The organism is Rhodobacter capsulatus, from assembly GCF_005144475.1.
GTDB lineage: Bacteria > Pseudomonadota > Alphaproteobacteria > Rhodobacterales > Rhodobacteraceae > Rhodobacter > Rhodobacter capsulatus_C.
Window position 1 is genome coordinate 55,629 of record NZ_SWJZ01000026.1, and the last position, 26,144, is coordinate 81,772.

The window sequence follows — 26,144 nt, forward strand, 5'->3', positions numbered from 1 at the left end:
TCTTGTCGTGTAATCTGGCATCTCTTGCGGTTTGGAGCCATTCCAAATTTGCGGGCCGGGACGACTGCGGGCTTCTTCGTCAGGGCGTCGGGGCGGAAGTTCCTTCCTGACCGCGGTTCGCGGCCGCGCCCGAAACCGGCAGGCGTCAGCCCGCCATCGCCGCCGCAAGGGCGGCGTTCATCTGCGCGGCCGTGGCGCGGAAGGCGCCCAGATGCGGCGCGACCTCGGCCGCAAGCCCCGCCGCGCGGGTGTCGCCCAAGGCGCGGCGCAGGCTTTCGGCATAGGCGGGGATCTCCTGCCAGTCGGCCACCGTGGTTTCGGTGATCTCGATGTGGAACTGCATCCCCCAGGCGTGGCGCCCCCAGCGGATCGCCTGCGCGCCGCAGGCGTCGTTTTCCGCCAGCACCACCGCGCCCTCGGGCAGGGTCACGATCTCGGCGCCATGCCATTGAAAGCTTTGCAACCGCGCGGGCAAGTGCCCGAAGATCGGGTCCGCCGCCCCGGCCGCGGTGCGGCGGACCTCGCCCAGGCCGACCTCGGGCGCGGCCATCGGCCCGACCGTGCCGCCCAGCGCCTCGGCCAGCAGCTGATGCCCCAGGCAGATGCCCAGATAGGGCCGCCCGAGATCCACGACCCAGGTCCGGATCGCGGCCAGTTCGGCGCGCATCCAGGCCAGCTCGTGCTTTTGCCACAGATCCTGCGGCCCGCCCATCGCCACCAGAAGATCGAACTCCGCAAGCGGCGGGATCGGGTCGCCCGCGTCAAGCTCGACGGTGGTCAGCAGATGCCCCGCCGCCGCCCAAAGATCGCGCAGGGTTCCGGGGTGTTCGACGGCAAGGTGCTGGAAAACAAGGATATTCATCGGGTCTCCGGGGGCGCAGGCACGCGTGAGGCGCAGGGATGGGGGGCGCAGGGATGGGGGGCGTCAGCCGCCGCGCGCGGTTGGCCAAAGACCTGGTCTTCTCCGCCCCGAAGGCCCCGTCCGCAGCAGAAAGTCCCCCGTCGCCGCTTCGGCCCGATATCGCGCGTGAACGGACCCTCGGGCCCCGAAAGCCGGGTTGCAGGCGTGACGGCGAGGGGGGCGGCAAGAGGGGCGGCACGTGGCACGGTGTCTGTCCTGCATTGGCGCGGGCGCGGGGATCTGTTCGCTATGGGGTTGGACTACACAGCGATCGGCGGCGCTTGTCCAGCCCGCAAAACCGACCGGCGGTTGTCGCGCGCAAAAGCCTTGCCATCTTGGCCGTTCTCGTCCTGTCCGCCGCTGCGACGCGGGCCGAAGCTCTTGTGATCGGCGCGGGCGGCGGCGTCGGGTCTTGCCGGTCCGCCGGGGCGGATCATGCCGCGCCGACCTGTCCGCGCGCATGATTGACGCCGCCCGCAGTCCATGCGACGAACTCAGGGATCTGCCCGTCCGGCTTGCAGATCCGGGGGGGCGCCTCTTGCCGCTAAATGTTCTTTTCCACCGCGATTACAAGACGTTCTCGGGTGGGCATCTGAAGGTCTGGGACTACTACCAGCACACGCGCGCCTGCGATCGCTATCGCGCGCAGGTCTATCTTGCCCCGAACGCGGCGCCCGGGGCGCCCTGGGAGGGCGATCCCGGCCTTGTCGATCACTACGATCCCACGCGCGCCGACATCCTTTTCCTTGCGGGACTGGACTGGACGGCGCTGGCCGCGCATCCGGGCATCGAGGACCGGATCCCGGTGGTCAATCTGGTGCAGGGGCTGCGCCATGCCATGCCGCATATGCCGCATTTCGGCTTTCTGTCGCGCCGGGCCACCAGGATTTGCGTCAGCCAGGCCGTGGCAGAGGCGCTGCAGGCCACCGGGATCTGCAACGGTCCGATCCATGTCATCCCGAACGGGATCGACTTCGGTGTGCTGCCCGACAGCGCGACGGCCAGCGCTTGCGACATCTTCATCAGCGGCGCGAAGCGGCCGAAGCTGGCCGCGGCGCTGGCGGCGCGGCTGCAGGCCGAGGGCTACCGGGTCCATCTGCAGATCCCGCCGCTGCCGCGGCCCGAGTTTCTGGCCCGGATGGCCCGCGCGCCGATTGCCGTGCTGCTGCCGCAGCCGCAGGAGGGGTTCTATCTTCCCGCGCTGGAAGCCATGGCGCTGGGCCGGGTGGTGATCTGCCCCGATTGCGGCGGCAACCGGTCGTTCTGCATCGACCGGGTGACGGCGCTGATGCCGCCCGCCGCGCTTGCGCCGCTGGCGCAGGCGGTGGCAGAGGCCAGCCGCAGTCCGGGGCTTGCGCAAGCCCTGCGTCAGAGGGCAAAAGAGATCAGCAAGATACATGATATCCGCGCCGAACGGGCGGCCTTCCTCGACCTTCTTCGACATATCGGACCACAATGACGACCGACCCCACAAGGGATATCCTGATCACCGGGCTGCCGCGCGCGGGCACGACCCTGACCTGCCATCTGCTGAACAAGCTTGCGAACTGCGTGGCGCTGCACGAGCCGATCGACCCCGGGATGCTTGCCGGGCTGGAGCCCGAGGCGCTGCGGAGGGCGTTGCGGCAATTCTGCACCGCGCAGCGCGGGCAGATCCTGACCACCGGCACCGCGACCAGCAAGGCCTGGCGGGGATCGGTGCCCAGCAATCCGCTGGCCGATCTGGATGAGCAGGGCCGCCGCAAGCGCGTGCTGGACGGCCGGGAAATCGTGGTCTCCAACGTCGATCGCGCCGATTTCCGTCTTTTCGTCAAGCAAAACGCCTTTTTCACCGCCGCGCTGCCGGTGCTGACGCCGCAGTTCCGCTGCTGGGCCATCCTGCGCAATCCGTTGGCGGTGCTTCTGTCGTGGCGCACGGCGCAGATGCCGGTGACCGAGGGGCGCCTGCCCGCCGCCGAACAGCTCGATGCGGGGCTGGCGGCGGCGATCGCGGCCGAACCGGACCGGCTGGAACGACAGTTCATTCTGCTCGATTTCTGCTTCGCGCAGTATCGCCGGCTCCTGCCCGGGCAGACGATCCGCTACGAGGATATCATCCGCTCCGGCGGCGCCGCCCTGTCGGTGCTGGCGCCTGCGGCGGCGGCGCTGTGCGAGCCGCTGCAATCGCGCAACCGGCTGGGCCTGCGCAGCGATCCCGCGGCGCAAGATATCACCGCACGGCTGCTGGAACGGGACTCGCCCTGCTGGTCCTTTTATGACCGCGCCGAGGTCGAGGTGCTGGCGCGGGCCGATCAGCCGGCCATCGGCTCGGCGTAACCGGGGTCTAGCCAATCCCCGAGGTCAAGCCCGGTGATCTGGCTGGTCGCCCGGATATCGCTGTCGTAAAGGCCGCAGAGATAGGCGTGATCCGCCGCCGCCATCGGCGTCGTTTCGGTCGAGACGATGGGGACGATGTAGTCCCGCAGGGCGATCTGCGCGGGCGGAAGCTGCAGGAAGTCAAGCAGCCGCGCCAGTTCGGTTTCGGGCTGCGCCCAAAGCCGGTCGGTGCGCAGGAACAGCAGCTGCCGACGGGGAAAATGCGTCAGCAGCCGGGCGATCTGCGCCGCGTAGAAGCCGCGTTCGACATAGGAAAAGACCCGGTGCACGCCATCCGGCGCCAAGGCGACACGATCGCGGCCCGCGCGGATCGCCCGGGAAAAGGGCAGGGTGTCGTGCTGCTGCGCGGTCTCCATCCGCCAGTGCGAATAGGCGCGAAAGGCCGGATGGCGCAGGCAGATCACCAGCCGCGCGCGCGGATTGTAGGCGGCCAGCCGTTCGATCGCCTGCGGCCAGTAGATGTAGATCGGCGTCGCCTCGCCGCGCAGGACCGTGTCGGACGACCAGTCGAACAGATCATGCAGGCCCGCGGGATCCGGACGGGTCCAGTCAAGGTCCTCGTCGTCGAAGAAATGCACCTCCTTGCGATGTGCCATCTGGATGGCGGGATGGCGGCGCAACATGGCGTCAAGCGCCGTCGTGCCGCCCTTTTGCACGCCCAGGATGAAGAAATCGACCCGGCGCTCCGGGCGCGGGGAGGGCAGGGGGGGCGGGCGATCTTGCAGCGTTTCGCGGTCAGTCACTCCGAGAGGGCCTTTCCGGATCGGTCGGGGGATCGGGCACGAAAAACGGGGCCGCCCGGCAAGCGGCCCCGGCGAGATTGGCGGAGGCCCGCGCAAAACTCAAGCTTTCCGATCCGCCCCGATCCGTTCCGCCCCCGTGAACGGGGGGTGGCCGGGGCGAGAGGGGCGCCGCGGCGCCCCGTCCACGGGGGTCACTGGGCGGCCAGCGCGAAGGGCAGGCTGTGCCCCGGCTCGACCTTGGTCAGCGCCCGCGTGTCGAGCGCGATCATCCGTTCCTCGTCCGTCGGCACGACCAGCGTCGCCACCCGTGCCCCCGCCGCGCTGATGTTCGGATGGCCGTCGCGGGCAATCGCATTCGCCCGCGCGTCGATCGAGACGCCGAGAAACCCCAGATCCTCGCAGATCATCGCGCGCACCCGGGCGCTGTTCTCGCCGATCCCCGCGGTGAAGACGAGCGCGTCGATCCCGCCCATCGCCGCCGCATAGGCGCCGATCATCTTGCGGATCTGATAGACGAAAACCTCGATCGCCAGCTGGCAGCGCGCATTGCCCGCATCGGCCGCCGCCATCACCTCGCGCATGTCGTTCGACAGCCCCGACAGGCCCAGAAGCCCGCTTTTGGTGTAGCAGATGTCCTCGACCTCGGTCAGGCTCAGCCCGGCCTCGCGCAGCAGATGGAAGATGATCGCCGGGTCGAAATCGCCGCTGCGGGTGCCCATCGGCACGCCGCCGAAAGTGCCGAACCCGATCGAGGTGTCGATCGACTGCCCGCCCTTGACCGCATCGAGCGTGACGCCGTTGCCCAGATGGCAGACCACCATCGACAGGCTGTCCAGCGGGCGGTTCAGCAGCTCGGCCGCGCTGCGCGAGACGTAGCGGCAGGAGGTGCCGTGAAAGCCGTAGCGGCGGATGCCGTGCTTTTGCGTCAGCTCATAGGGCAGGGCGTAAAGATGGGCGCGTTCGGGAATGGTCTGGTGAAAGGCGGTGTCGAAAACGACGACATTCGGCACGCCGGGGAACATCCGCTGCGCTTCCTCGATGCCGATGATGTTGCAGGGATTGTGCAGCGGCGCAAAGCTGGCGCAGGCGCGCAGCGCCGCCATCACCGCGTCATCGACCAGCACCGAGCCGAAGAAGATGGCCCCGCCATGCACGGCGCGGTGCCCGATGGCGGTGATCGCGCCGGGGCATTCGATCACGTCATATTCGGGGTTCGTGAGGTTTTCCATCATCAGCGCGAAGGCGGCGCGGTGATCGGGGATGACGACGCGGTGATGCTCGCCGCGGTGGCCGACCCAGTGATCGGTGGTGCCCTCGGGCTCGCCGATGCGGGCGATCAGCCCCGAGGCGATCACATGGCTCAGATCGGGGGCATGCAGTTGATATTTCAGGCTGGAGCTGCCGCAGTTGATGGTCAGGATCATGGTCGGTTGTCCTTGGGTGCAGGGCAGCCCCGGGGGGCCGCCGGGAAATCGGCGACGCGACGGGGGGCGTCGCGCCGCCGGACAGGGCGGGGGAAGGGGCCGCCCCCGGATCAGACCGGCAGGGGCGCAAGCGTCCAGAAGCCCACCGCGGTCAGAAGGTTGATCGCAAAGGTCATCACGGCGATGGCGCAGGCGGGCGGGTCGACATGGGTGTCGCCGTGGCACAGGAAGGCGCGGGCACAGAACTCGCCGAGGAAGGCCGAGAGGATGCCGATCACCGCGCCCCAGATCACCGAGCCCGAGGCCACGCCCGCAAGGGCGGCGGGCAGCATGATGTGGTGGGTGACCGGGATCAGCACGCCAAGCGTCAGGAAAAACAGCGACGAGGCCGCGATGCCGAAGGCCAGCAGCGCGCCCGGCACGCCATGGGTGACGCCCAGCCAGGCGCCCAGCAAGCCGCCGCCCAGACCGATCACCGCGATCTGCGCCGGGCTTGACTGGAACACCAGCCATTTCGTCGCGTCGGTCGGCTGGAAGAAACCGCGGCCCGGATCGGCCTTGCCGCAAAAGCCGCAAGTCCCCCACAGAAACCGCGCCAGGAAGGCCGAGATCACCACGCCGACGGCGGGCAGGTCGGAAAAGGCAAGGCCGGGGCCGAAGCTTGGCACGAATTGCAGCGCCCAGAAGATCACATAGCCGATCAGCCCGAAGAGGCCGCCCACCAGAAGCACGTCGGGCGCGTTCAGCCCCATGCCCGCGGTGACGATGTTGCGCCCGCTATCAAGCTTGCCCTTTTTCGCCGCATAGGCCGCCGCCGCGACGCCTGCCGCAAAGCCGCCGGTATGCGGGCCGAAGGCGCCAAAGGGGATGCCGAAGAAATCGGTCGTGCCCGCGCCGATGGCGAGCTGGATCGCGACGCCGATCATCGTCAGGAAGCCGACGAAGGCGAAGGCGGGCAGCGCGCCGATCGCGGCGCCGAATATTCCGCCGCCGAAAGCGACGAGCAAACCAAGCAGTGTCATTCTGGTCTCCTTGTATATTCCGGGCGGATCCGACTGGAGTATGTCCGGGGTCTTGATGCGGTTTGAAAGGGCGCGGCCGGAGGACCGCGAAAACGACCGGGCACGGAAAAGATGCGCGCGAAAACAGGGCATCGGAAAATCACTTTCCGATGCGCGAATTCCTTTCGGAGTGGCGCGAGTTTCTTTCCGACGCGGGCGGTCGATTGGCGCTGAAATTACCGCCGCGGGCGCTTGCGGGTCAACGCGAGCGGCTTGGCCTTCGCGGGTAGTTTCTTGCAATTTCCGCTTTGCCCGAGTCGCTTCGATATTCAGGTCATTGTAATATATGGGAAAGTTCTCGAAGGCCTTGGCGGGTTCTGCGATTTTCCGCGGTTCCCGCCTGTCAGGGCCGCGCCGACAGCGGTCGGGACTTGTCCGGGGCAGGACAAGAAAACACCCGGCACCTGTCTTTTCTTGTCCCGGGCTCGATCCGCGCGATCCGGCCGGGGTGACAAAACCCCCGTATTTTCAGGGGAAAACCGCGGCGCAAAAGGGCAGGGCAAGTTATTCCCCTTTGTGGTCAAGGCGCTCGCGTTGACCCTTTTGGCTTTCCGGGCCTATTCCTTTGCCAGACGCCGAAAGCGGCAGCCCAGGAAAAACAGATGAAACGCCCCCGCCAACATAAAATCCTGATGATCGTCGGAGATTACTCTGAAGATTATGAAGTGATGGTGCCGTTTCAGGCGTTCACCCTGCTGGGCTTCACCGTCGAGGCCGTCTGCCCCGGCAAACGCAAGGGCGAGACGATCCGCACCGCGATCCATGAGTTCGAGGGCGATCAGACCTATTCGGAAAAACCCGGCCATCGTTTCGCGCTGACGGCAAGCTTCGCCCATGTCAGCCCCGAGGACCATGCCGGTCTCTATCTCGCCGGTGGCCGTGCCTGCGAATACCTGCGCCTGCAGGCGCCGGTGCTGGCCATCGTGCGGGCCTTCATGACGGAGAACCGGCCGGTGGCCGCGATCTGCCATGGCGCGCAGCTCCTGACCGCCGCCGACGTGGTGCGCGGACGTCGGTTGACGGCCTGTCCGGCTGTCGAACCGGAAGTGACGGCGGCAGGGGCCCACTTCGTCGCAACCGCGCCGGAGCAAACCGTGATCGACGGCAATCTTGCGACCGCACCGGCCTGGCCCGGGCATCCGACACTGATGCGCGCGTTCGTTTCGCTCATCGACCCCGACATCCTGAACTGACCGGCTTTCCGGCGGGACCAGACCCCGCCGGGACGCCTCCACCGCCTGGAGGATAGAATGATTGAGAAGGGCTTCACCAAACCGACCGACCGCATCACGCGGCTGAAGAACCAGATCCTGAATGCCCGGCCCCATGTCGAGGCCGAGCGCGCCGTGCTGGCCACCGAAGCCTACAAGGCGACCGAGGGCCTGTCGCCGATCCTGCGCCGCGCCAAGGTGGTGGAAAAGATCTTCGCCGAACTGCCGATCACCATCCGCGACGATGAACTGGTCGTGGGCTCGATCACCGTCAACCCGCGCTCGACCGAGATCTGCCCCGAATTCAGCTTCGACTGGGTGGAAAAGGAATTCGACACCATGGCGACCCGGGTCGCCGACCCGTTCGAAATCCCCAAGGAAACCGCCGCCGCCCTGCATGAGGCGTTCAAATACTGGCCGGGCCGCACCACCGCCGATCTCGCCGCCTCCTACATGTCGAAAAAGGCGAAGGACTGCATCGCCAACGGCGTCTTCACCGTCGGCAATTATTTCTACGGCGGCGTCGGCCATGTCTGCGTCGATTACGGCAAGATCCTGAAAACCGGCTTCCGCGGCGTCATCATCGAGGCGATCAAACGCCGCGAAGTGCTGGATGAACGCGACCCCGACACGATCAAGAAACAGCAGTTCTACACCGCCGTCATCATCGCCTATACGGCCGCGATCGGCTTTGCCAACCGCTATGCCGACAAGGCCGAGGAGCTGGCGCGGGCCTGCCCCAACCCGACCCGCAAGGCGGAACTGGAACAGATCGCGAAGAACTGCCGCCGCGTGCCCGAACATGGCGCCACGAGCTTCTGGGAAGCCTGCCAGACGATGTGGTTCGTGCAATGCATGTTGCAGATCGAATCCTCGGGCCATTCGATCTCGCCCGGCCGGTTTGACCAATACATGTATCCGTTCCTGAAAGCCGATACCGCGATCAGCCGCGACTTTGCCCAGGAACTGATCGACTGCATCTGGATCAAGCTGAACGACGTCAACAAGACCCGCGACGAGGTCTCGGCGCAAGCCTTTGCCGGTTATGCGGTGTTCCAGAACCTCTGCGTCGGCGGTCAGACCGAAGACGGGCTCGATGCGACGAACGACGTGTCCTACATGTGCATGGAAGCGGTGGCCCATGTGCGTCTGCCCGCGCCGTCCTTCTCGATCCGGGTCTGGCAGGGCACGCCGGATGACTTCCTGCACCGTGCCGCCGAGGTCGTGCGTCTGGGGCTTGGCGTTCCCGCCGTCTACAACGACGAGGTGATCATCCCCTCGCTGCAAAACCGCGGTGTCTCGCTGTCGGATGCCCGCGATTACGGCATCGTCGGCTGCGTCGAGCCGCAGGCGATCCACCGCACCGAGGGCTGGCACGACGCCGCCTTCTTCAACGTGGCGAAGGTGCTGGAAATCACCCTCGACAACGGCAAGGTCGGCGACACCCAGCTGGGCCCGATCACCGGCGATCCGCGCGACTGGAAATCGATCGACGATTTCTACACCGCCTTCACCGGGCAGATGTCGTTCTTTGTCAAATACCTGGCCGAGGCCGACAATTGTGTCGACATCGCCCATGCCGAACGGGCGCCGCTGCCGTTCCTGTCGGCGATGGTCGATGACTGCATGGGCCGCGGCAAGTCGGTGCAGGAAGGCGGCGCGATCTACAACTTCACCGGCCCGCAGGCCTTCGGCGTCGCCGACACCGGCGACTCGGTCTATGCGATGAAGAAATTCGTCTGGGACGACAAGAAGCTGACGATGGCCGAGCTGAAGGAAGCGCTCGACGCGAACTTCGGTCTGGGCACCGGGGCGAATGCGCCCGCCGAGATGAGCGAAAGCCAGATCTACGAAGCGGTGAAGAAAGTGCTGGCCGCGAATGCCAGCCTCGATGTCGCCGCGCTCAAGGACGAGGTCTATCGCACGCTCTCGACCGGCGCGGCGCCTGCGGCTTCGTCGAAATATGACGGCATCCGCCGCCTGCTCGACAGTGCTGATGCCTTCGGCAACGACAATGACGACGTCGACCTGATCGCCCGGAAATGCGCGCAGATCTACTGCAAGGAAGTGGAGAAATACACCAACCCGCGCGGGGGCCAGTTCCAGGCGGGGATCTATCCGGTCTCGGCGAACGTGCTCTTCGGCAAGGACGTGGGCGCGCTGCCCGACGGCCGCCCGGCGAAACAGCCGCTGGCCGATGGCGTCTCGCCCCGGCAGGGCAAGGACCGGCTCGGCCCGACCGCGGCGGCGAATTCGGTGGCGAAACTCGACCACTTCATCGCCTCGAACGGCACGCTCTACAACCAGAAATTCCTGCCCTCCGCTCTGGCAGGGGACGCCGGGTTGCAGAACTTCGCCGCGCTGGTGCGGTCTTACTTCGATCACAAGGGCATGCATGTGCAGTTCAACGTGATCGACCGCGAAACCCTTCTGAAGGCACAGAAAAACCCCGAGGACTATCGTGACCTCGTGGTCCGGGTGGCGGGCTATTCGGCGCAGTTCGTCGTGCTCGCGAAAGAGGTGCAGGACGACATCATCAGCCGCACCGAACAGGCCTTCTGACACCGCCGGTCCCGCGGCAACGCGGGGCCAGCCTCCCGGTCGGGCGGGCCGTCTCCTCCCGCCTCGCGCGCGCCCGGCCGGGCCCTTTCCCCCCCTCACCGACAGGTGTTCCGATGACCCGCTATCAAAGTTTCTCTCCGCGGACCGAAATCGTCTTCGGCGACGGGCTGCTGGAGCGCCTGCAGGCCTATCGCGGCCAGCGCGTCGGCATCGTGACCGACGAGTTCATGGCCCGCTCGGGTCCGCTTGATCGCGTTCTGGCGCATCTGGAGGGCTGCACGGTCGAGATCTTCGCCGAAGCCATCCCCGAGCCGCCGCTGGCCACCGTTTCCGCAGGCGCCCGCCTGTTCGCCGAATTCCGCCCCGATGTGGTGCTGGCGCTGGGCGGCGGCTCGCCCATCGATGCGGCGAAAGCCATCCTGGCGGTGGTGCGCGGCATCGACCCCGCCCATCCGATCCGTCTGGTCGCGATCCCGACGACCAGCGGCACCGGCTCCGAGGTCACCGCCTTCGCGGTGATCTCGGACCCTGCCAACAACCGGAAATTCCCGCTGATTTCCAAGGACCTGATCCCCGATGTGGCGATCCTGGACCCGGAATTCGTCCGCACCGCGCCGCCGAAGGTCACCGCCGATACCGGCATGGATGTGATCACCCATGCGATCGAGGCGGTGGTGGCGCGCGGCGCCTCGAACTTCACCGACGCCTTCGCCGAAAAGGCGCTCGAACTGGCCTTTGCGGCGCTGCCCAAGGCTTACGACAACGGCAACGATCTGGCCGCCCGCGATGCGATGCATCAGGCCTCGTGCCTGGCGGGCATGGCCTTCACCGAGGCGGGGCTGGGCCTCAACCACGGGCTCGCCCATGCGATCGGCGGGCGGCTGCATCTGGTGCATGGCCGCATCAACGCGGTGCTGCTGCCCCATGTCATCGCCTGGAACGCCGGTCTGTCGGACGACGCGCCCGGCTGCCGCGAGACCGCGGGCCGCTATGCCCGCATCGCCGCCCGGGTGGGCCTTGACGTGCCGGGCACGCGGGCGGGCGTCGTCGCGCTCATTCGGGCGATCGAGGCGCTGAATGCGCGCTTCGGCATCCCTTCCTCGCTGCGCGGCCTTGGCGTCGCGATCGAGGACTACCGTCGGGCGATCCCCGACCTTGCGGCAGCCGCCTTTGCGGATGCCTGCACCGCGGGAAACCCGCGCCGTCCCGTGCTGGCAGATCTGGAAATGCTGCTGGACCGGGCCGGGGGCTGAGCAGGGGGGCAGACTGGCAAAGCAGCACGAAGATACCCGTTTCCCCAATCGAACCAACATCTTGAACGCCGGAAGGCAAGGAGAAAGTCATGCAACAGGAAGCTCTCGGAATGGTCGAGACCAAGGGTCTGGTCGCCGCGATCGAAGCCGCCGATGCGATGGTCAAATCGGCCAATGTCACCATGGTCGGCTATGAAAAGATCGGCTCGGGTCTGGTCACCGTGATGGTGCGCGGCGACGTCGGCGCGGTCAAGGCCGCCACCGATGCCGGGGCCGTGGCCGCCGAAAAGGTCGGCTCGGTCGTCTCGGTCCATGTGATCCCGCGCCCGCACACCGAAGTCGAAAAAATCCTGCCGGCGCCGAAAGCCGTCTGAGCCCTGATCGCGAAAAGGAGGATCGACGATGAAAGACGATCTTGTCGAAAAACTGATGGACGAGGTGATGCGGAAGATGGGCTCTGCCCCCGCCGCCGAAGCCCCCGCCGCCGCCGAAAAGCCCGCCGAAAAGCCTGCCGCGAAAGCCGCGCCGAAGGCCTGCAACCTGACCGAATTCGTCGGCACGGCGATCGGTCACACCGTCGGCCTTGTCATCGCCAACGTGGACCCGCTGCTGCATGAAAAGATGAACATCGACCGGAAATACCGCTCGATCGGCATCGTCGGCGCGCGCACCGGGGCCGGTCCGCATATCTTCGCCGCCGACGAGGCGGTGAAGGCGACGAACAGCGAAGTGGTGCTGATCGAACTGCCGCGCGACACCGAAGGGGGCGGCGGTCATGGCTCGCTGATCCTGTTCGGCGCCGAGGACGTGTCCGACGCCCGCCGCGCCGTCGAGGTGACGCTCTCGGAGCTCAACCGCACCTTCGGCGATGTCTATGGCACGCCCGCGGGGCATCTGGAGTTCCAATACACCGCCCGCGCCAGCCATGCGCTGCACAAGGCCTTCGGCGCGCCGCTGGGCCAGGCCTTCGGCATCACCGTCGGCAGCCCCGCCGCGATCGGCGTCCTGATGGCCGATACCGCCGCCAAGGCCGCGACGGTCGTGCCGGTGGGCTATGCCTCGCCCGGCAACGGCGGGACCAGCCACTCGAACGAGGTGATCTTCATGTTCACCGGCGACTCGGGCGCGGTGCGGCAGGCGATCATCGCGGCGCGGGAGGTGGGCAAGCAGCTGCTCTCCACCCTTGATGGCGCGGAAATCGTCTCCTCGACGAAACCCTACATCTGAGACTGAAAGGACATCGTCATGTCGGAACAAAGCCTTGGGCTGATCGAGACGCTCGGTCTGGCGGCGGCGGTCACGGCCGCGGATGCCGCGGTGAAATCGGCCAATGTCACGCTGGTGGGCTACGAATTCGCCAAGGGCGACGGCATGACGGTGGTCAAGCTTCGCGGCGACGTGGGGGCCGTCAAGGCCGCCGTCGCCGCCGCGGAGATGGCGGCGGGGCGCGTCGGACGGGTCGTTGCGACCCGGGTCATCGCACGTCCCGCCGCCGGACTGATCCGGCTGATCGACAGCGCCGAGACAGTCGGCTGCGGACGGGCCGGGGCGCAGGATCCCGTCCCCGTGCCGCCGCAGGAGGAGGCGCCCGCCGAGCCGGTGCCGACCCCGCCGGACGCTTCCCCCTCCGAGGCGTCCGGCGCCGAACCGGCCCCCGAGACCGTGCCTGAGCCGCCGCCCGAAGCCGAACCTGTGCCCAAACCGGCGCCCGAAGCCGAACCGGTGCCCGATCCCACCCCTGAACCGCCGCCCGTGCCCTATCGGCTGACCCGTCCCAAAGGGCCGAAGGGCCGCTAAGAGCGAAAGACCCCGATCATGTTCCCGCATTCGCTGATCGACCGCATCCTCGCCGAGCTTCTGGCCCAAGGCGCCGCCGCAGCCGAGACTGACCCCGCGCTTGTCCCCGTCGGCGTCTCGAACCGGCATGTTCACCTGTCGCGGCCCGACATGGATGCGCTTTTCGGCCCCGGATCGACCCTGACCCGGATGAAGGCGATGAAACAGCCCGGCCAATATGCCGCCGCCGAAACCGTCACCCTGCGCGGCCCGAAAGGCGAGATCGGCAAAGTCCGGGTGCTGGGGCCGCTGCGCAAGGACACCCAGATCGAGATCTCGGTCGCCGATGGTTTCACCCTTGGCATCAAGCCGCCGCTGCGGATGTCGGGCAAGCTTGACGGCTCGGCCGGGCTGACCGTCATCGGCCCGGCCGGATCGGTGACCAAGGACGCGGGCGTCATCGTCGCTTTGCGCCACATCCACATGCGCCCCGAAGATGCGCTGCGGCTGGGGGTGAAGACCGGCGACAGCGTCGATGTTGTCGTTTCCGGCCCGCGCGGCGGCGTCATGCATCATGTCGCGATCCGCTCCGACGAAGTTTCGGCCACGGAAATGCACATCGACGTCGAAGAAGCGAATGCCTTCGGGCTGCAAAACGACGCGCTCGTGCGGCTGCGGAAGGTCTGAGGGGGTATCATGTCCGGCATCGATGCGATCCTGCACGACTTCGGCGATCTGATCCGGCAAGGCGATTGCTTGCCGTCCGAGGCGCGGGCACAGGGCCCGCTGCGCGTCGGTGTCGATCTGGGCACGGCGAATCTGGTGCTGGCCGTCGTCGATGCGGCGGGCCGTCCGGTGGCGGGGATGTCGCAACGCTCGGGCGGGATCCGCGACGGGATCGTGGTCGATTACCCGGCGACGGTGCGCAGCGTGCGGGCGATGAAGGCCGCGCTGGAAACCCGGCTGGGCCAGCGCCTGACCCGGGCCGCCACCGCCATTCCCCCCGGCATCCTGCCCGGCAATGCGAAAGCCATCGGCAATGTGATCGAGGCGGCCGAGTTCGAGCTGGTCGAGATCCTCGACGAGCCGCTGGCCGCCGCGCGGTTGCTGGGTGTGACCGAGGGCGCCGTGGTCGATGTCGGCGGCGGCACCACCGGGATTTCGGTGCTGAAGGGCGGCAAGGTGCTGGCCTCGGTCGACGAGGCGACGGGCGGCACCCATATGACGCTGGTTCTGGCGGGGGCGCTGCGGCTGTCGATGGCCGATGCCGAGGCGATGAAGCTTGATCCCGCGCAGGCGCGCGAGGTGTTTTCGCTGGTCCGTCCGGTCGTCGACAAGATGGCCGCGATCGTGGCGGGCGTGCTGACCCGCTTCCCCGAGGTCGCCACCGTGCATGTCGTCGGCGGTGCCTGTTCCTTTGCCGATTTCGCGCCGGTCTTTGCCGCGCAACTGGGGCGGACGGTCGCGAAACCGGCCGAGCCGCTGCTGGTGACGCCGCTTGGCATCGCGCTTTATCCCGAGGGGGCGTTGTGATGGACCTTGACCGCATCCTGATCGACCTGCTGTCCGACCGGATCGTGGCGGAACTGGTGGCGCGTCGCCGCCGTGGGCTGCTGGTCTTTGGCGCGACCGATCTGGGGCTTGACGCGGCGCTGGCCAGCCTCTCCAGCCTGGCCAAGGCGGGCTGGAGTTTCGAATGGACCGCCGAAGCCGCGCTGCGCGACGGCTTGGCCGCGCGGCTCGACTGGCCCGAGGCGGCGGCGCCGGTGACCCTCTCCCGCGCGGCGCTGGTGCTGGTGCCTGCGCTCAGCCTCTCGCTCGCCGCGAAACTGGCGCTGGGGATTGCCGATGATCCGCTTTCGCAGATCTTGACCGAGGCGCTCGATCGGGGCCGCCGCATCGTCGCCGCCCGCGATGGCGTCTGCCCCGCGGCGCGGGATCGTCTGGCCCGCGGCCTGGCGCCCGCGACCGAGGCGCGGCGCGCGCTGATGCGCGACCATCTGCAGGCGCTGGCGGCGCAGGGGGTGGAACTGGGCTGGGCCGCGACGCTGGCCGCGACGGTCGAGGGCGCAGGGGCCGCCGCAGCCCCCGCCCAGCAGGACAGCGGCATCTTCGGTGCCCGGGACGCCCGGGCTGTGACCGGCACCACCCTCCGTCTGGGCCGGGCCGTCCTGCTGACCCCCGCCGCCGCCGACATCCTTGCCGCCCGCGGCATCGCGATTTCAAGAGGTTAGGAGCGATCATGTATCTGGCAAAAGTCATCGGCCGTGTCGTCGCCACCACCAAGGATCAAAGCCTGTCGGGGGCGAAACTGCTGATCGTCATCCGCCTTGACGCCCGGTTGCGGACTGAAGGCGAGACCCAGATCGCCGTCGATACCGTCGGCGCGGGCGATGGCGAGACCGTCATCGTCACCACCGGCAGCGCCGGGCGGCTGGCGGGGATGCTGGGCCAATCGGTCGTCGATGCCAGTATCGTCGGCATCGTCGATACCGTCGAATGCCACGATCGGGCGGAGGGCTGAGCCATGTCGCGGATCGACACGATCCTTTGGACCGAATTGGCCGCCCGTCGCCCGTTGCGGCTGGCCGACGTCACCCGGATGGCGGCGCGCGCCGAGCTTGAGGCGCGGCGGCTGGGCGTGCCGGTCTGCATCGCCTTTTGCGACGGCGCGGGCACGGCGCTGCTCTTTCACCGGATGGAGGGGGCGCTGCCCGCCGCGGTCACGCTGGCGCCTGCCAAGGCCTGGACGGCGGCGACCTACCGGATGGGCACCGATGCGCTGGGCGCCCTGACCGCCGCGGGCGGCATGCTGGCGGGGCTTGGTCCCGCGGGCGGGCCGGTCGTCCCCTTTGGCGGCGGCCTGCCGATCCGGGCGGGGGCGGCGGTGCTGGGCGCCATCGGCATCAGCGGCGGCAGCGTCGAGCAAGACATGCAGATCGCGCGAAAGGCGATTGCGGCACATTGGGGCGCGGCCCCGAGCGAAGGACAAGGACAATGAAAGACAGCGATATCGAAGACGCCGTGGCCCGCGTTTTGAGCGGCTACACCGCCCCGAAAGACGTGCAAGCGACGGTGGCCAAGGCCCTGACGGATCTGGCAAAACCCGGCACGCAGGGCTGTGTCCGGGAGGCCCCGAAAGCCGCCGATCCGATCGACGACATCATCGGCGGCATCCTGACGCGCGAACTGGGCGAGAAGAACTGTTCCTGCTGCAAGGCGGGCAGCTGCACCGCGCCGGCAAATTGCCTCTCGATCCCCGACGATCAGGCGGAAACGCTGGGCGACGGCATCTTCGCCACGATGGATGCGGCGGTCGAGGCCGCGGCCGAGGCGCAGCGGCAATATCTGTTCTGTGCGATGTCGGCGCGCAAGCGCTTCATCGACGGCATCCGCGAGGTGTTCTTGAACCCCGCGCTGCTCGACCGGATCTCGCGGCTGGCGGTCGAACAGACCGGCATGGGCAATGTCGCGCACAAGATCATCAAGAACCGGCTGGCGGCGGAAAAGACCCCCGGCATCGAGGATCTGGTGACCGAGGCGCAAAGCGGCGATGACGGGCTGACGCTGGTCGAGCTGTCCGCCTATGGCGTCATCGGGGCGATCACGCCGACGACGAACCCGACCGAAACCATCATCTGCAACGCGATCGGCATGCTGGCCGCGGGCAATGCGGTGGTCTTCAGCCCCCATCCGCGGGCGCGCGGTGTCAGCCTGCTGGCGATCAAGCTGATCAACCGCAAGCTGGCGGCGCTGGGCGCGCCCGCGAACCTTGTCGTCACCGTGCAGGCCCCCTCGATCGAGAACACCACTGCGATGATGGCGCATCCGAAGGTGCGGATGCTGGTGGCGACGGGCGGTCCGGCGATCGTGAAGACGGTGCTGTCCTCGGGCAAGAAGGCGATCGGGGCAGGGGCGGGCAATCCGCCGGTGGTGGTCGATGAAACCGCCGACATTCCGAAAGCGGCGCTTGATATCGTCAACGGCTGTTCGTTCGACAACAACATGCCCTGCGTGGCGGAAAAGGAGCTGATCGCGGTCGATCAGATCGCCGATTTCCTGACCGCGGAACTGGTCCGCAACGGCGCGCATCGGCTGACCGACCCGGCGCAGATCACCGCGCTGGAGAAGCTCGTGCTGACCGAAAAGGGCGGGCCGCAAACGGGCTGCGTCGGCAAATCGGCGCTCTGGCTTTTGGAGAAGATCGGCATCACCGCCGCGCCCAAAACCCGGATCATCCTGATCGAGACGGACAAGGATCACCCCTTTGTCGTCGAAGAGCTGATGATGCCGATCCTGCCGCTGGTGCGCGTGGCTTGCGTCGATGAAGCCATTGATCTGGCAGTCGTTCTTGAACACGGCAACCGCCACACCGCGATCATGCATTCGACCAATGTGCGCAAGCTGACGAAGATGGCGAAGCTGATCCAGACCACGATCTTCGTGAAGAACGGGCCCTCTTATGCCGGGCTTGGCGTCGGCGGCGAGGGCTATGCCACCTTCACCATCGCCGGGCCGACGGGCGAGGGGCTGACCTCTGCCCGCTCCTTCGCCCGCCGCCGCAAATGCGTGATGGTCGAAGCGCTGAACGTGCGCTGAGACCCGAAAAGGACACTTGCCATGCAGATCCGCATCATCAACGCCCCCGCCCCCGATCTTCTGGAGATGCTCGCCCGCCGCGTCGCGCCGGGGGTGCGCAAATGGATCGAGGAAAACCGGGTCTCGGCGATCGGCTTCGTGCAGGCAAGTGTCCCCGACCTGTTCTTCTTTGCCGATATCGCCGGCAAATCCGCCCATGTGCTGACGGTCGAGCTGTCCGGCACCTGCCCGCAGACGACGACGACGCTGGCCGTGCTGGGCGAGACCGCCTCGGTCCGCGCCGCGATGGATGCCATCGCCGCGCAGGGCTCCGGCTTCTAGGCCCGCTGCCACGAAAGGAATACCGCCATGTCCGACATCGATTTCACCGCCGAAGGCACGGTCTTCGACATCCAGCGTTATTCGATCCATGACGGGCCGGGGGTGCGGACGATCGTCTTTCTCAAGGGCTGCCCGCTCGCGTGCCGCTGGTGTTCGAACCCGGAATCGCAATCGACCGAGCCGGATCTGTTCTTCCGCGCCTCGGCCTGCATCGGCTGCGGCAAATGCGTGCCGGTCTGCCCGGTGGGGGCGCTGTCGCGCGACAATCCGGGCTTTGTCGACCGGACGAAATGCATCCGCTGCGGCGACTGCACCAAGGTCTGCCCGACCGAGGCGCTCAAACGTGCGGGGCGCAGGATGCGCGTCGCCGAGGTGATGCAGGAGCTGCGCAAGGATGCGATCCACTATCGCCGCTCGGGCGGGGGGGTGACGCTGTCGGGGGGCGAGCCGCTGCTGCAGGCCGCTTTCGCGAAACAGCTGCTGATGGCCTGCCACGAACAGGGCTGGAACACCGCGATGGAAACCACGGGCTGCGCCCCGCGCGAGGTGATCCGCGAGGTGATCCCGCATGTCGATCATCTGCTGATGGATCTGAAATCGATCGATCCGGCGGTGCATCAGGCGCATACCGGCGTCGACAACCGGCTGATCCTGGAAAATGCCCTGATCGCGGCGGCGCTGACGCGGGCGGTGGTGCGGGTGCCGGTGGTGCCCGGGGTGAACGACAGCCACGCCGCGATCACCGCGATTGCGCGCTTTGCGAAGCTGATGCCGGGCGTCGATACGGTGCATCTGCTGCCCTATCACAGCTTTGGCGAGAACAAGTATCGCCTGCTCGGCCGGACCTGCCCGATGGGGGCGCTGCCCGATCTGCAGCCCGAGGCGGTGATGCCGTTGAAAACGCTGGTCGAGGCCGAGGGGCTGCGCTGCGTGATCGGCGGCTGAGGTGCAACCGAAAGGCGAAAAAATCCTTGTGGTGCGGTAACTTGTCACGAGGCCGGGAAGGGCGGGGGGATTTGCGCCAGATCAGGTTTTCCCCCGTCCGACTGCGTTAAGGCTCGGCAGGAGCGACGAGCGAGTCGGCATTTCCCTGCACGCCGGGGGCCTTGGGCAATTTCCGCCAAAAGCCCCCGGGCAGAGACCAGCGTCGGGCTGGGCTCTCGTTGGCGCCGGGGATGTCCACCCGTCTTCGTCGCAGGCGATGCAGAGGGGTTGGCATGGGAAGCAAGACGCCTTTCGGGCAGTCCGTCGAGGTTCTGATCGGCCCGGGCCAGCGCCCGGTGCCGGAGACGACGGAATTCAAGGCCGCGCGGCGGCGCAAGCTTGTCGATCTGATGAGCACCGAGATGCTGCAGAAGGTGCAGGGCAATTTCAGCGCCGCCGTCGGCGTGGCGATGGTCATCGTCGATCCCGAGGGGGCGCCGGTGACGAAACCCTCGGGGTTTTCGCCCTTCTGCGAGGCGGTGCGGTCACGCCCCGACTGGCGCGAGCGCTGCTTTCACTGCGATGCGGTGGGCGGGCGCACGGCGCTGTCGACGGGCGAACCCGCGATCTACAAATGCCACTGCCAGCTGGTCGATTTCGCCGCGCCGATCAGCCTGCGCGGCGAATATCTGGGCGCGGTGATCTGCGGTCAGGTGAAGCTCGCCCCGGGCGGGCATCTGCGCATCGTCGATCTGTCGAACATCTTCCCCCCCGAGGGCTCCTGGAGCGAGGATCCCGCGCTTCTGGCCCTGCATGCGCAGATCGGCGAGATCAGCTTCGACCGGCTGCGCTCGGCGGCGTTTTCCTTGTTCACCATCGCCTCGCATATCGTCGAGGAAAGCTATTCGCAGGGCGTCACGCAGGAACTTTACGCGAAAAACCTGCGTCTGGCCGAGGAATCGCAACGCCGCGCCGAACTCGAACGGCTGTTGCGCGAAGCCGAGTTGCAGGCGCTCTCCTATCAGGTGAACCCGCATTTCCTGTTCAACGTGCTCAACACCATCGGCCGTCTGGCGCTGGTCGAGGGCGCGCCCGAGACGGAAACCACGGTGCATGCCTTTGCCGACATGATGCGCTATCTGCTCAAGCGCTCGGGGTCGCAATTCGTGCCGCTGCGCACCGAGGTCGATCACGTGCGCAACTATCTTTATCTGCTCAAGCTGCGGATGGGCGACCGGTTCGATTTCACGCTGGATGCGCCCGAGGAATTCGACCGCGTCCTGTGCCCCTTCATGGTGCTGCATCCGCTGGTGGAAAACTGCATCAATTACGCGGTCGAGCCGATGGAAAGCGGCGGGCTGATCGAGATTTCGCTCTATCGCGACGGCGGTGACGTGATTTTGGACGTGCTCGACAACGGCCCGGGCATCAGCGCCGAACGCCGTCACGACGTCTTGCGCGGCGAGGCCGATCATGGCGGGCGCAAAAGCATCGGGCTGCACAACATCCACAGCCGGATGCGGCAATATTTCGGCGACAGCCACGGGCTTGAAATCGTCAGCCCGTTCCGGCAGGGCCGCGGCACGCTGGTGCGGCTGCGGCTGCCGATCGATTTCGACCCCTGCGCGTTCTGAGGCCGCCGATGTTCGATATTGCCATCGTCGAGGATGAAGAACTGGAACGCCGGGCGCTGCGCACGATCCTGGAGCGCAACCTGCCCGGGGTCAATGTGGTGGGCGAGGCGAAGAACGGCGCCGAGGCTTTGCGTCTGATCGACAGCCGCAAGATCGACCTGATGCTGCTCGACATCCGGATCCCGCGCCCGGACGGGCTTGAAATCCTTGAACTTCTGCGCAACCGCGCCGCGGCCACCAAGGTCCTGATCATCACCGCCTATGATCATTTCGAGATCATGCAGGCGGCGATCCAGCTGCGCGCCGACGGCTTCCTGCTCAAGCCCGTGCGGACCGAGGCACTGCTGAAATCCGTCACCGACTGTCTGCGGACCGCCGCGCCCGTCGCTGTCCCGCCCGCGCCGGACCCCGCCCCCGATCTGCGCACCGAGCTGGGCCGGATGGTCGCCGCCCATGCCTATCGCGACGGTCTGGCGCTGGTGCGGCGGCAGATCGAGGCGCTGCACGGCCATCGCGACAAGCCCGCCCGGCAGGCGGTGCTCGATCTGGCGCAGCTGCTGGCCGATCTGATCGGCGGCAGCGGCCGCAGCCTGCCCGCGCCGCTCGCCCGCCGGATCGAGGCCTTGGCGACGCAGCGGCTCGATCCGCGCGACAGCTACAAGCTGCAGGAACTCTTCGGCGACATCACCGATCTGCTTTTCGATCCGGGCGAGGAGACCGGCGCGGGCGCCGCGGCGCGGATCGAGACGGTGCGCAACTATATCGAGCGCAACCTGCACAAGACGGTGACGCTTGAAGACGCGGCCGAGCAGGCCCATGTCAGCGCCTGCTATCTCAGCCGGTTGTTTCATCGGCAGATGGACCGGACCTTCATCGCCTATGTGAAGGAGCGCCGGATCGCGCGGGCCAAGGAATTGCTGGCGGGATCCAGCCTGCCGATCCTGAATGTGGCGCTGGATCTGGCCTATCAGGACGCGAATTACTTCTGCAAGGCGTTCAAGAAAGAGGTCGGGGTCTCGCCCTCGGAATTCCGCCGCGCCAGCCGCCCGGGTGGGATCTGAGGGCACCGCCCAGCCGCGCGCCTCCCGGCCTCATGCCTCCCGGCCCGCGGGGCTCAGCGCGCCAGGGCCAGGATCGCGTCCAGGTCCAGATCGGCCTCGATCTCGGCGGCAAAGGCGTCAAGGGCGGTCTCGATCCGGGCGTCATGGTCCTGCGCCGCGGCGCTGACGCCCAGCTGCGCCAGCCAGGCGCCGCGGAACGCGCCCGCCCCGAAAATCCCGTGCAGATAGCTGCCCATCACGCGGCCATCGGCCGAAATCGCCCCCTCGGCCCGCCCGTCAAGGGTCAGCCAGGGGCGGGCAAGATCCGGGCCGGTGGTCCGTCCCATGTGCATCTCGTAGCCGCTCACCCGGGCGCCGGTTTGGCTGTCCTGCGCGTCGATCTCGGCCAACCGCTTCGTCGGCCCGATCACCGTTTCCAGATCGAGCAGCCCCAGCCCCGCGGTTTCGCCCGGGGTGCCCTCGATCCCCTCGGGGTCGCGCACGACGCGGCCAAGCATCTGAAACCCCGCGCAAATCCCCACGACGCGCCCGCCCCGGCGCAGATGCGCGCGCAGATCGATGTCCCAACCCTCGGCGCGCAGCGCCGTCAGCGCGGCCCGCGTGGCCTTGGAGCCGGGCAGGATCACCACCGCCGCCTCGGCCGGGATCGGCTGGCCCGGACGGACCCAGCGCAGATCGACTGCGGGCTCGGCGGCAAGCGGGTCCAGATCGTCGAAATTCGCCACCCGCGGCAGGTCGAGCACCGCCACGACAAGCGCCCCCGCCGCGCCGCGCTTGCGCGCAAGGCCGAGCGAATCTTCCTCGGGCAGGCGCCGGGCCGCCTCGGACCAGCGCATCAGCCCCAGCACCGGCCAACCGGTCTCGGCGCGGATGTCGGCGGCCGCCGGGGCGAAGATCGCCGGATCACCGCGGAATTTCGTCACGATCACGCCCGCCACCCGGGCGCGGTCCGACGTGCTCCAAAGGTGGTGATGCCCGATCACCGCCGCCGTCACCCCGCCGCGCGACTCGTCGCCCAGAAGCAGCGCCGGCAGATCGGCGGCCTCGGCCAGACCCATGTTGGAAATATCCTGCGGCCGCAGATAGCGTTCCGCGCCGCTGCCCGCCCCCTCGATCAGCACCAGATCATGCGTCGCCGACAGATGATCAAGGCTTTCGATCACCCGCCCCCGCAGACCGGGTTTCAGCGCCTGATAGTCGGCGGCCGAGAACCGCCCCAGCACCTGCCCCTGCACCACCACCTGCGCATCGACATCGCTGTCGGGCTTCAGCAGCACCGGGTTCATGTGCACCGAAAGCGCCGCCCCCGCCGCCCGCGCCTGAAGCGCCTGCGCCCGGCCGATCTCGCCGCCATCCGCGGTCACGGCGGCATTGTTCGACATGTTCTGCGCCTTGAACGGCGCCACCTTCAGCCCCCGCCGGGTGAAGGCCCGCGCCAGCCCCGCCACGAACAGGCTTTTCCCCACATCCGAGCCGGTGCCCAGCACCATCAGCCGCCGCGCCCTCATTTCGCCAGCGCCAGCAGCGCGTCCAGATCCAGGTCTTCCTCCAGCTGATCGGCAAGACCGTCGAGCGTCGTCTCGATCTGCGCGGCATGATCCAGCCCCGAAGCCCGCCCCCCCATCGCCGCGATCCAATGGCCGCGAAAGCCATCGGCGCCAAAGAGCCCGTGCAGATAGGTCCCCATCACCCGGCCATCGCCGGACACCGCGCCCTCGGGGCGGCCGTCAAGCCGGAACCATGGCCGGTCAAGCCCCGGCCCGGTGGTGCGGCCCATGTGCATCTCGTAGCCCGCCAGAGCCTGCCCGGAGAGGCTGTCGGTCGCCTGCACCTCGGTCAGCATCTTGTCGCGCGTCATCACCGTTTCCAGATCGAGCAGCCCCAGCCCCTCGGTCTCGCCCGCCGGACCCTCGATCCCTTCGGGGTCGCGCACGACACGGCCAAGCATCTGAAATCCCGCGCAAATCCCCACAACACGGCCACCGCGGCGCAGATGCGCGCGGATATCGACATCCCAGCCCTGCGCGCGCAGGGTGGCCAGCGCGGCGCGGGTGGTTTTTGATCCCGGCAACAGCACCACATCGGCCTCGGGCGGGATCGGCTGGCCGTGGCGGATCCAGCGCAGATCGACGCCGGGCTCGGCGCCCAGCGGGTCGAGATCGTCGAAATTCGCCACGCCATCCAGATGCGGCACGGCGACGATCAGCCCCGCGCCATTGCCCGTGGCCGGGCGTTCCAGCGCCAGCGCATCCTCGGCCGGAAGCCGTCCTGCCGCCTCGAACCAGCGCGCGACGCCCAGGAAAGGCCAGCCGGTGATCTCGGTCATGGTCCGGCAGGCCGGTTCATAAAGCGAGAAATAGCCGCGGAACTTGTTGACAAGAATGCCTTTCACCCGCGCCCGCTCGGCTTCGTCATGCAGCATCCAGCTGCCGACGACGGCGGCCAGCGCGCCGCCGCGGTCGTTGTCGGTCAACAGCACCACCGGCAGATCGGCCTCTTCGGCCAGACGCATGTTGGTGATGTCGCAATGCTTGATCCAGGTCTCGGTCGCCGCCCCCGCGCCCTCGACCAGCACCAGATCGGCTTCGGCGGCGATGCGGCGGTAGCTGTCCATCACCGCGGGCAGCAGGAAGGGTTTCAGATGGTGGTAATGCCGCGCGGGCCAGTTGCCCAGCGCCCGGCCGCGCAGCACCACCTGCGAACCGACCAGCGCCTGCGGCTTGAGCAGAACCGGGTTCATGTGGATCGAGGGCGCCACCCCGGCGGCGCGGGCCTGCAGCGCCTGCGCCCGGCCGATCTCGCCGCGCCGGGCCTGACCGTCGGGGCCGGGGGGCAGGTCGCTGTCCACGGTGACGGCGGCATTGTTCGACATGTTCTGCGCCTTGAACGGCGCCACCTTGAGGCCGCGGCGGGCATAGGCGCGGCAGAGCCCGGCCACCAGCAGGCTTTTGCCGACGTCGGAACTGGTGCCCTGGATCATCAGCGCCCGGCCGCGGCGCGGCGGGGGCGGGGTCAGGAACGGCAGGTCAAGATCGGGCAGAGGCGGCACCGGGTCATGCTCGGGCAGGGAAAAGGTCATCGCAGGGTCCGTTCGGTCGGCAAGGCAAGGACGGCACCGGGGCAGCCCCGGCACCGGGAAGGTCGGGCGGGATCAGTGCAGCGTTCCCGGCCCGGTGACGATCTCGGCGGCGGCCTGGACAGGCGCGTCGGGGCCAGGGTCCCGCAGCGCCGCCACCGGCACGTCGGGGGCGACGTCGCCCCAAAGCCGCGCGCCCTCGGGCGTGGCGCACCAGACCACCGGGCAAAGCCTTGCGCCGCAACACAGGCTGGCGGAGCCGCTGATGTCGAAATCCGCCCCCACCGGCGCCAAGGCAAGGGCTTGGCAGAGCCGGTTCAGAAAGGCGAGGCCGGGGCGGCAGGGCGCGTCGGCATGGCGGCAGGTGCTGCAGCCCAGCACCCGGAACGGGCGCGGACCGGGCGGGGATCCTCCGTCAGCCATGGCGGCGCCCCCCAACCTGCGAGGCGGCCTGCGGGGCGGCCTGCGGGGCGGGGCGATGCCCGGGTGACAGGCCGCACGGGCCCGTGATCGGGGCCGTGATCGGGGTCGTGTCTTTCGGCGCCATACCGTTCCTCTGGCATTGGGCCGGAAAGCGGTAAGGGGACAGGCCCCGGACATGCCGAAGCACCCTGCCTCCGGGCCCGCCGCCCGGGATGGTTTTCGGCCTGGCAGGTCTCCTGGCTTGCGGCTCGAACGCCCCTTGCGCCTTCCCGATCTTGCGATCAGTGGCCGTGCTCGGGGCTTGCCGCTTACAGTTGCGGGGGCAGCGCCGGACTTGCACCGGCTTCCCTCTTCGTCCGCGGGATCAGCCGCGGAACCAAGGCCCGGGCAAGATGGCCCCGCGCCGCGCCGCTGTCAACTGCCCGCGACGGAAGCCGCCCGCACGGAAGCCGCCCGCACGGAAGCCGATTGACGCGGGCGGCGGGGGCTGGCACAACCAAGGCGGGATTGGTTCCCCGTTCGGCGGGGATGAAAAGGGAATGCGGTGCGCCTTCGGGCAAACCCGCAGCTGCCCCCGCAACTGTGAGCGGCGAGCGACGGTCGACGATGCCACTGGGGATGCCCCGGGAAGGCCGGCCCGAGCCCGGACCCGCAAGCCAGGAGACCTGCCACCCCCCGGGCCACGGCCCGGTTTCACCGGACGCCGGGGTGCGCGTCTGGCCCCCGAGGCCCGGCCCTCTGGGGCCACATCCCTTCGTCCTTTCGCGTCTTGCGGCCGGGTGTCCCGGACCGCTCCGGA

General features: G+C 68.0%; 25 protein-coding genes and 2 riboswitches. Of the genes, 18 read left to right on the forward strand and 7 right to left on the reverse strand.

Annotated features, from left to right (window positions below; genetic code table 11):
- Positions 1-145: 145 nt before the first annotated feature.
- Complete coding sequence (locus FBT96_RS08215) at positions 146-862, reverse strand: type 1 glutamine amidotransferase (protein ID WP_136905824.1); 717 nt, start codon at positions 860-862, stop codon at positions 146-148.
- Positions 863-1,439: 577 nt separating this feature from the next.
- Between FBT96_RS08215 and FBT96_RS08225 the strand changes: the two genes are divergently transcribed.
- Both FBT96_RS08225 and FBT96_RS08230 read left to right on the forward strand, forming a co-directional pair.
- The gene (locus FBT96_RS08225; RefSeq protein WP_169583315.1) at positions 1,440-2,360 is read left to right on the forward strand and encodes a glycosyltransferase; all 921 of its coding nucleotides are present in this window, start codon (positions 1,440-1,442) and stop codon (positions 2,358-2,360) included.
- The gene (locus tag FBT96_RS08230) at positions 2,357-3,217 is read left to right on the forward strand and encodes a hypothetical protein (protein ID WP_136905827.1); all 861 of its coding nucleotides are present in this window, start codon (positions 2,357-2,359) and stop codon (positions 3,215-3,217) included. Before FBT96_RS08225 ends, FBT96_RS08230 begins: the two co-directional genes overlap by 4 nt.
- On the opposite strand, the gene FBT96_RS08235 is transcribed toward FBT96_RS08230, so the two are convergent.
- From FBT96_RS08235 to FBT96_RS08245, 3 genes are all read right to left on the reverse strand, one after another.
- A complete protein-coding gene (locus FBT96_RS08235) occupies positions 3,193-4,020 on the reverse strand; it encodes a sulfotransferase domain-containing protein (protein WP_169583317.1) in 828 nt (275 codons plus the stop codon). The genes FBT96_RS08230 and FBT96_RS08235 overlap by 25 nt on opposite strands.
- Positions 4,021-4,211: 191 nt before the next feature.
- A complete protein-coding gene (locus FBT96_RS08240) occupies positions 4,212-5,444 on the reverse strand; it encodes an acetate/propionate family kinase (RefSeq protein ID WP_136905829.1) in 1,233 nt (410 codons plus the stop codon).
- 110 nt (positions 5,445-5,554) lie between these two features.
- Positions 5,555-6,466 carry a permease gene (locus FBT96_RS08245; RefSeq protein ID WP_136905830.1) on the reverse strand — a complete coding sequence of 304 codons (912 nt, stop codon included), beginning with the start codon at positions 6,464-6,466 and terminating at the stop codon, positions 5,555-5,557.
- A gap of 641 nt (positions 6,467-7,107) precedes the next feature.
- Here FBT96_RS08245 and FBT96_RS08250 point away from each other — a divergent pair.
- From FBT96_RS08250 to FBT96_RS08325, 16 genes are all read left to right on the forward strand, one after another.
- Positions 7,108-7,698: a DJ-1/PfpI family protein gene (locus tag FBT96_RS08250; RefSeq protein WP_136905831.1), complete on the forward strand. Its 591-nt coding sequence runs from the start codon at positions 7,108-7,110 to the stop codon at positions 7,696-7,698.
- Between the two features lie 57 nt (positions 7,699-7,755).
- Positions 7,756-10,278 (forward strand): glycyl radical protein, encoded by a 2,523-nt coding sequence (locus tag FBT96_RS08255; protein WP_136905832.1) that lies wholly within the window; start codon positions 7,756-7,758, stop codon positions 10,276-10,278.
- Between the two features lie 113 nt (positions 10,279-10,391).
- A complete protein-coding gene (locus FBT96_RS08260) occupies positions 10,392-11,531 on the forward strand; it encodes a 1-propanol dehydrogenase PduQ (RefSeq protein WP_136905833.1) in 1,140 nt (379 codons plus the stop codon).
- Positions 11,532-11,620: 89 nt separating this feature from the next.
- Entirely contained in the window at positions 11,621-11,905 is a 285-nt protein-coding gene (gene pduA / locus FBT96_RS08265) for a propanediol utilization microcompartment protein PduA (RefSeq protein ID WP_055212822.1), read from the forward strand.
- Between the two features lie 28 nt (positions 11,906-11,933).
- The gene (pduB, locus tag FBT96_RS08270) at positions 11,934-12,758 is read left to right on the forward strand and encodes a propanediol utilization microcompartment protein PduB (RefSeq protein WP_136905834.1); all 825 of its coding nucleotides are present in this window, start codon (positions 11,934-11,936) and stop codon (positions 12,756-12,758) included.
- 18 nt (positions 12,759-12,776) lie between these two features.
- A complete protein-coding gene (locus tag FBT96_RS21620) occupies positions 12,777-13,328 on the forward strand; it encodes a BMC domain-containing protein (RefSeq protein ID WP_136905835.1) in 552 nt (183 codons plus the stop codon).
- 18 nt (positions 13,329-13,346) lie between these two features.
- Positions 13,347-13,994 (forward strand): phosphate propanoyltransferase, encoded by a 648-nt coding sequence (locus tag FBT96_RS08280; RefSeq protein WP_136905836.1) that lies wholly within the window; start codon positions 13,347-13,349, stop codon positions 13,992-13,994.
- Positions 13,995-14,003: 9 nt separating this feature from the next.
- Positions 14,004-14,840, forward strand: coding sequence for an ethanolamine utilization protein EutJ (gene eutJ / locus FBT96_RS08285; protein ID WP_136905837.1), 837 nt, complete (start codon positions 14,004-14,006; stop codon positions 14,838-14,840).
- Positions 14,840-15,541 carry a hypothetical protein gene (locus tag FBT96_RS08290; protein ID WP_136905838.1) on the forward strand — a complete coding sequence of 234 codons (702 nt, stop codon included), beginning with the start codon at positions 14,840-14,842 and terminating at the stop codon, positions 15,539-15,541. Before eutJ ends, FBT96_RS08290 begins: the two co-directional genes overlap by 1 nt.
- Positions 15,542-15,549: 8 nt before the next feature.
- A complete protein-coding gene (locus tag FBT96_RS08295) occupies positions 15,550-15,831 on the forward strand; it encodes a EutN/CcmL family microcompartment protein (RefSeq protein WP_136905839.1) in 282 nt (93 codons plus the stop codon).
- 3 nt (positions 15,832-15,834) lie between these two features.
- On the forward strand, positions 15,835-16,308 hold the full coding sequence (locus FBT96_RS08300) for a GlcG/HbpS family heme-binding protein (protein ID WP_136905840.1): 474 nt from the start codon (positions 15,835-15,837) through the stop codon (positions 16,306-16,308).
- Positions 16,305-17,906: an aldehyde dehydrogenase family protein gene (locus FBT96_RS08305; protein WP_136905841.1), complete on the forward strand. Its 1,602-nt coding sequence runs from the start codon at positions 16,305-16,307 to the stop codon at positions 17,904-17,906. Before FBT96_RS08300 ends, FBT96_RS08305 begins: the two co-directional genes overlap by 4 nt.
- A gap of 21 nt (positions 17,907-17,927) precedes the next feature.
- A complete protein-coding gene (locus FBT96_RS08310; protein WP_136905842.1) occupies positions 17,928-18,227 on the forward strand; it encodes a BMC domain-containing protein in 300 nt (99 codons plus the stop codon).
- 27 nt (positions 18,228-18,254) lie between these two features.
- Positions 18,255-19,172, forward strand: a complete 918-nt coding sequence (locus FBT96_RS08315) for a glycyl-radical enzyme activating protein (protein ID WP_136905843.1) — start codon at positions 18,255-18,257, stop codon at positions 19,170-19,172.
- A gap of 272 nt (positions 19,173-19,444) precedes the next feature.
- Positions 19,445-20,785, forward strand: coding sequence for a sensor histidine kinase (locus tag FBT96_RS08320; protein WP_136905844.1), 1,341 nt, complete (start codon positions 19,445-19,447; stop codon positions 20,783-20,785).
- Between the two features lie 8 nt (positions 20,786-20,793).
- Positions 20,794-21,846 carry a response regulator gene (locus FBT96_RS08325; RefSeq protein WP_136905845.1) on the forward strand — a complete coding sequence of 351 codons (1,053 nt, stop codon included), beginning with the start codon at positions 20,794-20,796 and terminating at the stop codon, positions 21,844-21,846.
- Positions 21,847-21,899: 53 nt separating this feature from the next.
- On the opposite strand, the gene FBT96_RS08330 is transcribed toward FBT96_RS08325, so the two are convergent.
- The 3 genes from FBT96_RS08330 to FBT96_RS08340 all read right to left on the reverse strand — a co-directional run bounded on the left by FBT96_RS08330 (position 21,900) and on the right by FBT96_RS08340 (position 25,345).
- Entirely contained in the window at positions 21,900-23,354 is a 1,455-nt protein-coding gene (locus FBT96_RS08330; RefSeq protein WP_136905846.1) for a cobyric acid synthase, read from the reverse strand.
- Positions 23,351-24,925: a cobyric acid synthase gene (locus FBT96_RS08335; protein WP_136905847.1), complete on the reverse strand. Its 1,575-nt coding sequence runs from the start codon at positions 24,923-24,925 to the stop codon at positions 23,351-23,353. Before FBT96_RS08335 ends, FBT96_RS08330 begins: the two co-directional genes overlap by 4 nt.
- A 72-nt stretch (positions 24,926-24,997) precedes the next feature.
- On the reverse strand, positions 24,998-25,345 hold the full coding sequence (locus FBT96_RS08340; RefSeq protein WP_136905848.1) for a hypothetical protein: 348 nt from the start codon (positions 25,343-25,345) through the stop codon (positions 24,998-25,000).
- Between the two features lie 209 nt (positions 25,346-25,554).
- A riboswitch (cobalamin riboswitch) is annotated at positions 25,555-25,741 on the reverse strand.
- A 112-nt stretch (positions 25,742-25,853) separates the two neighbouring features.
- Positions 25,854-26,016: riboswitch (cobalamin riboswitch) on the forward strand.
- Positions 26,017-26,144 lie beyond the last annotated feature (128 nt).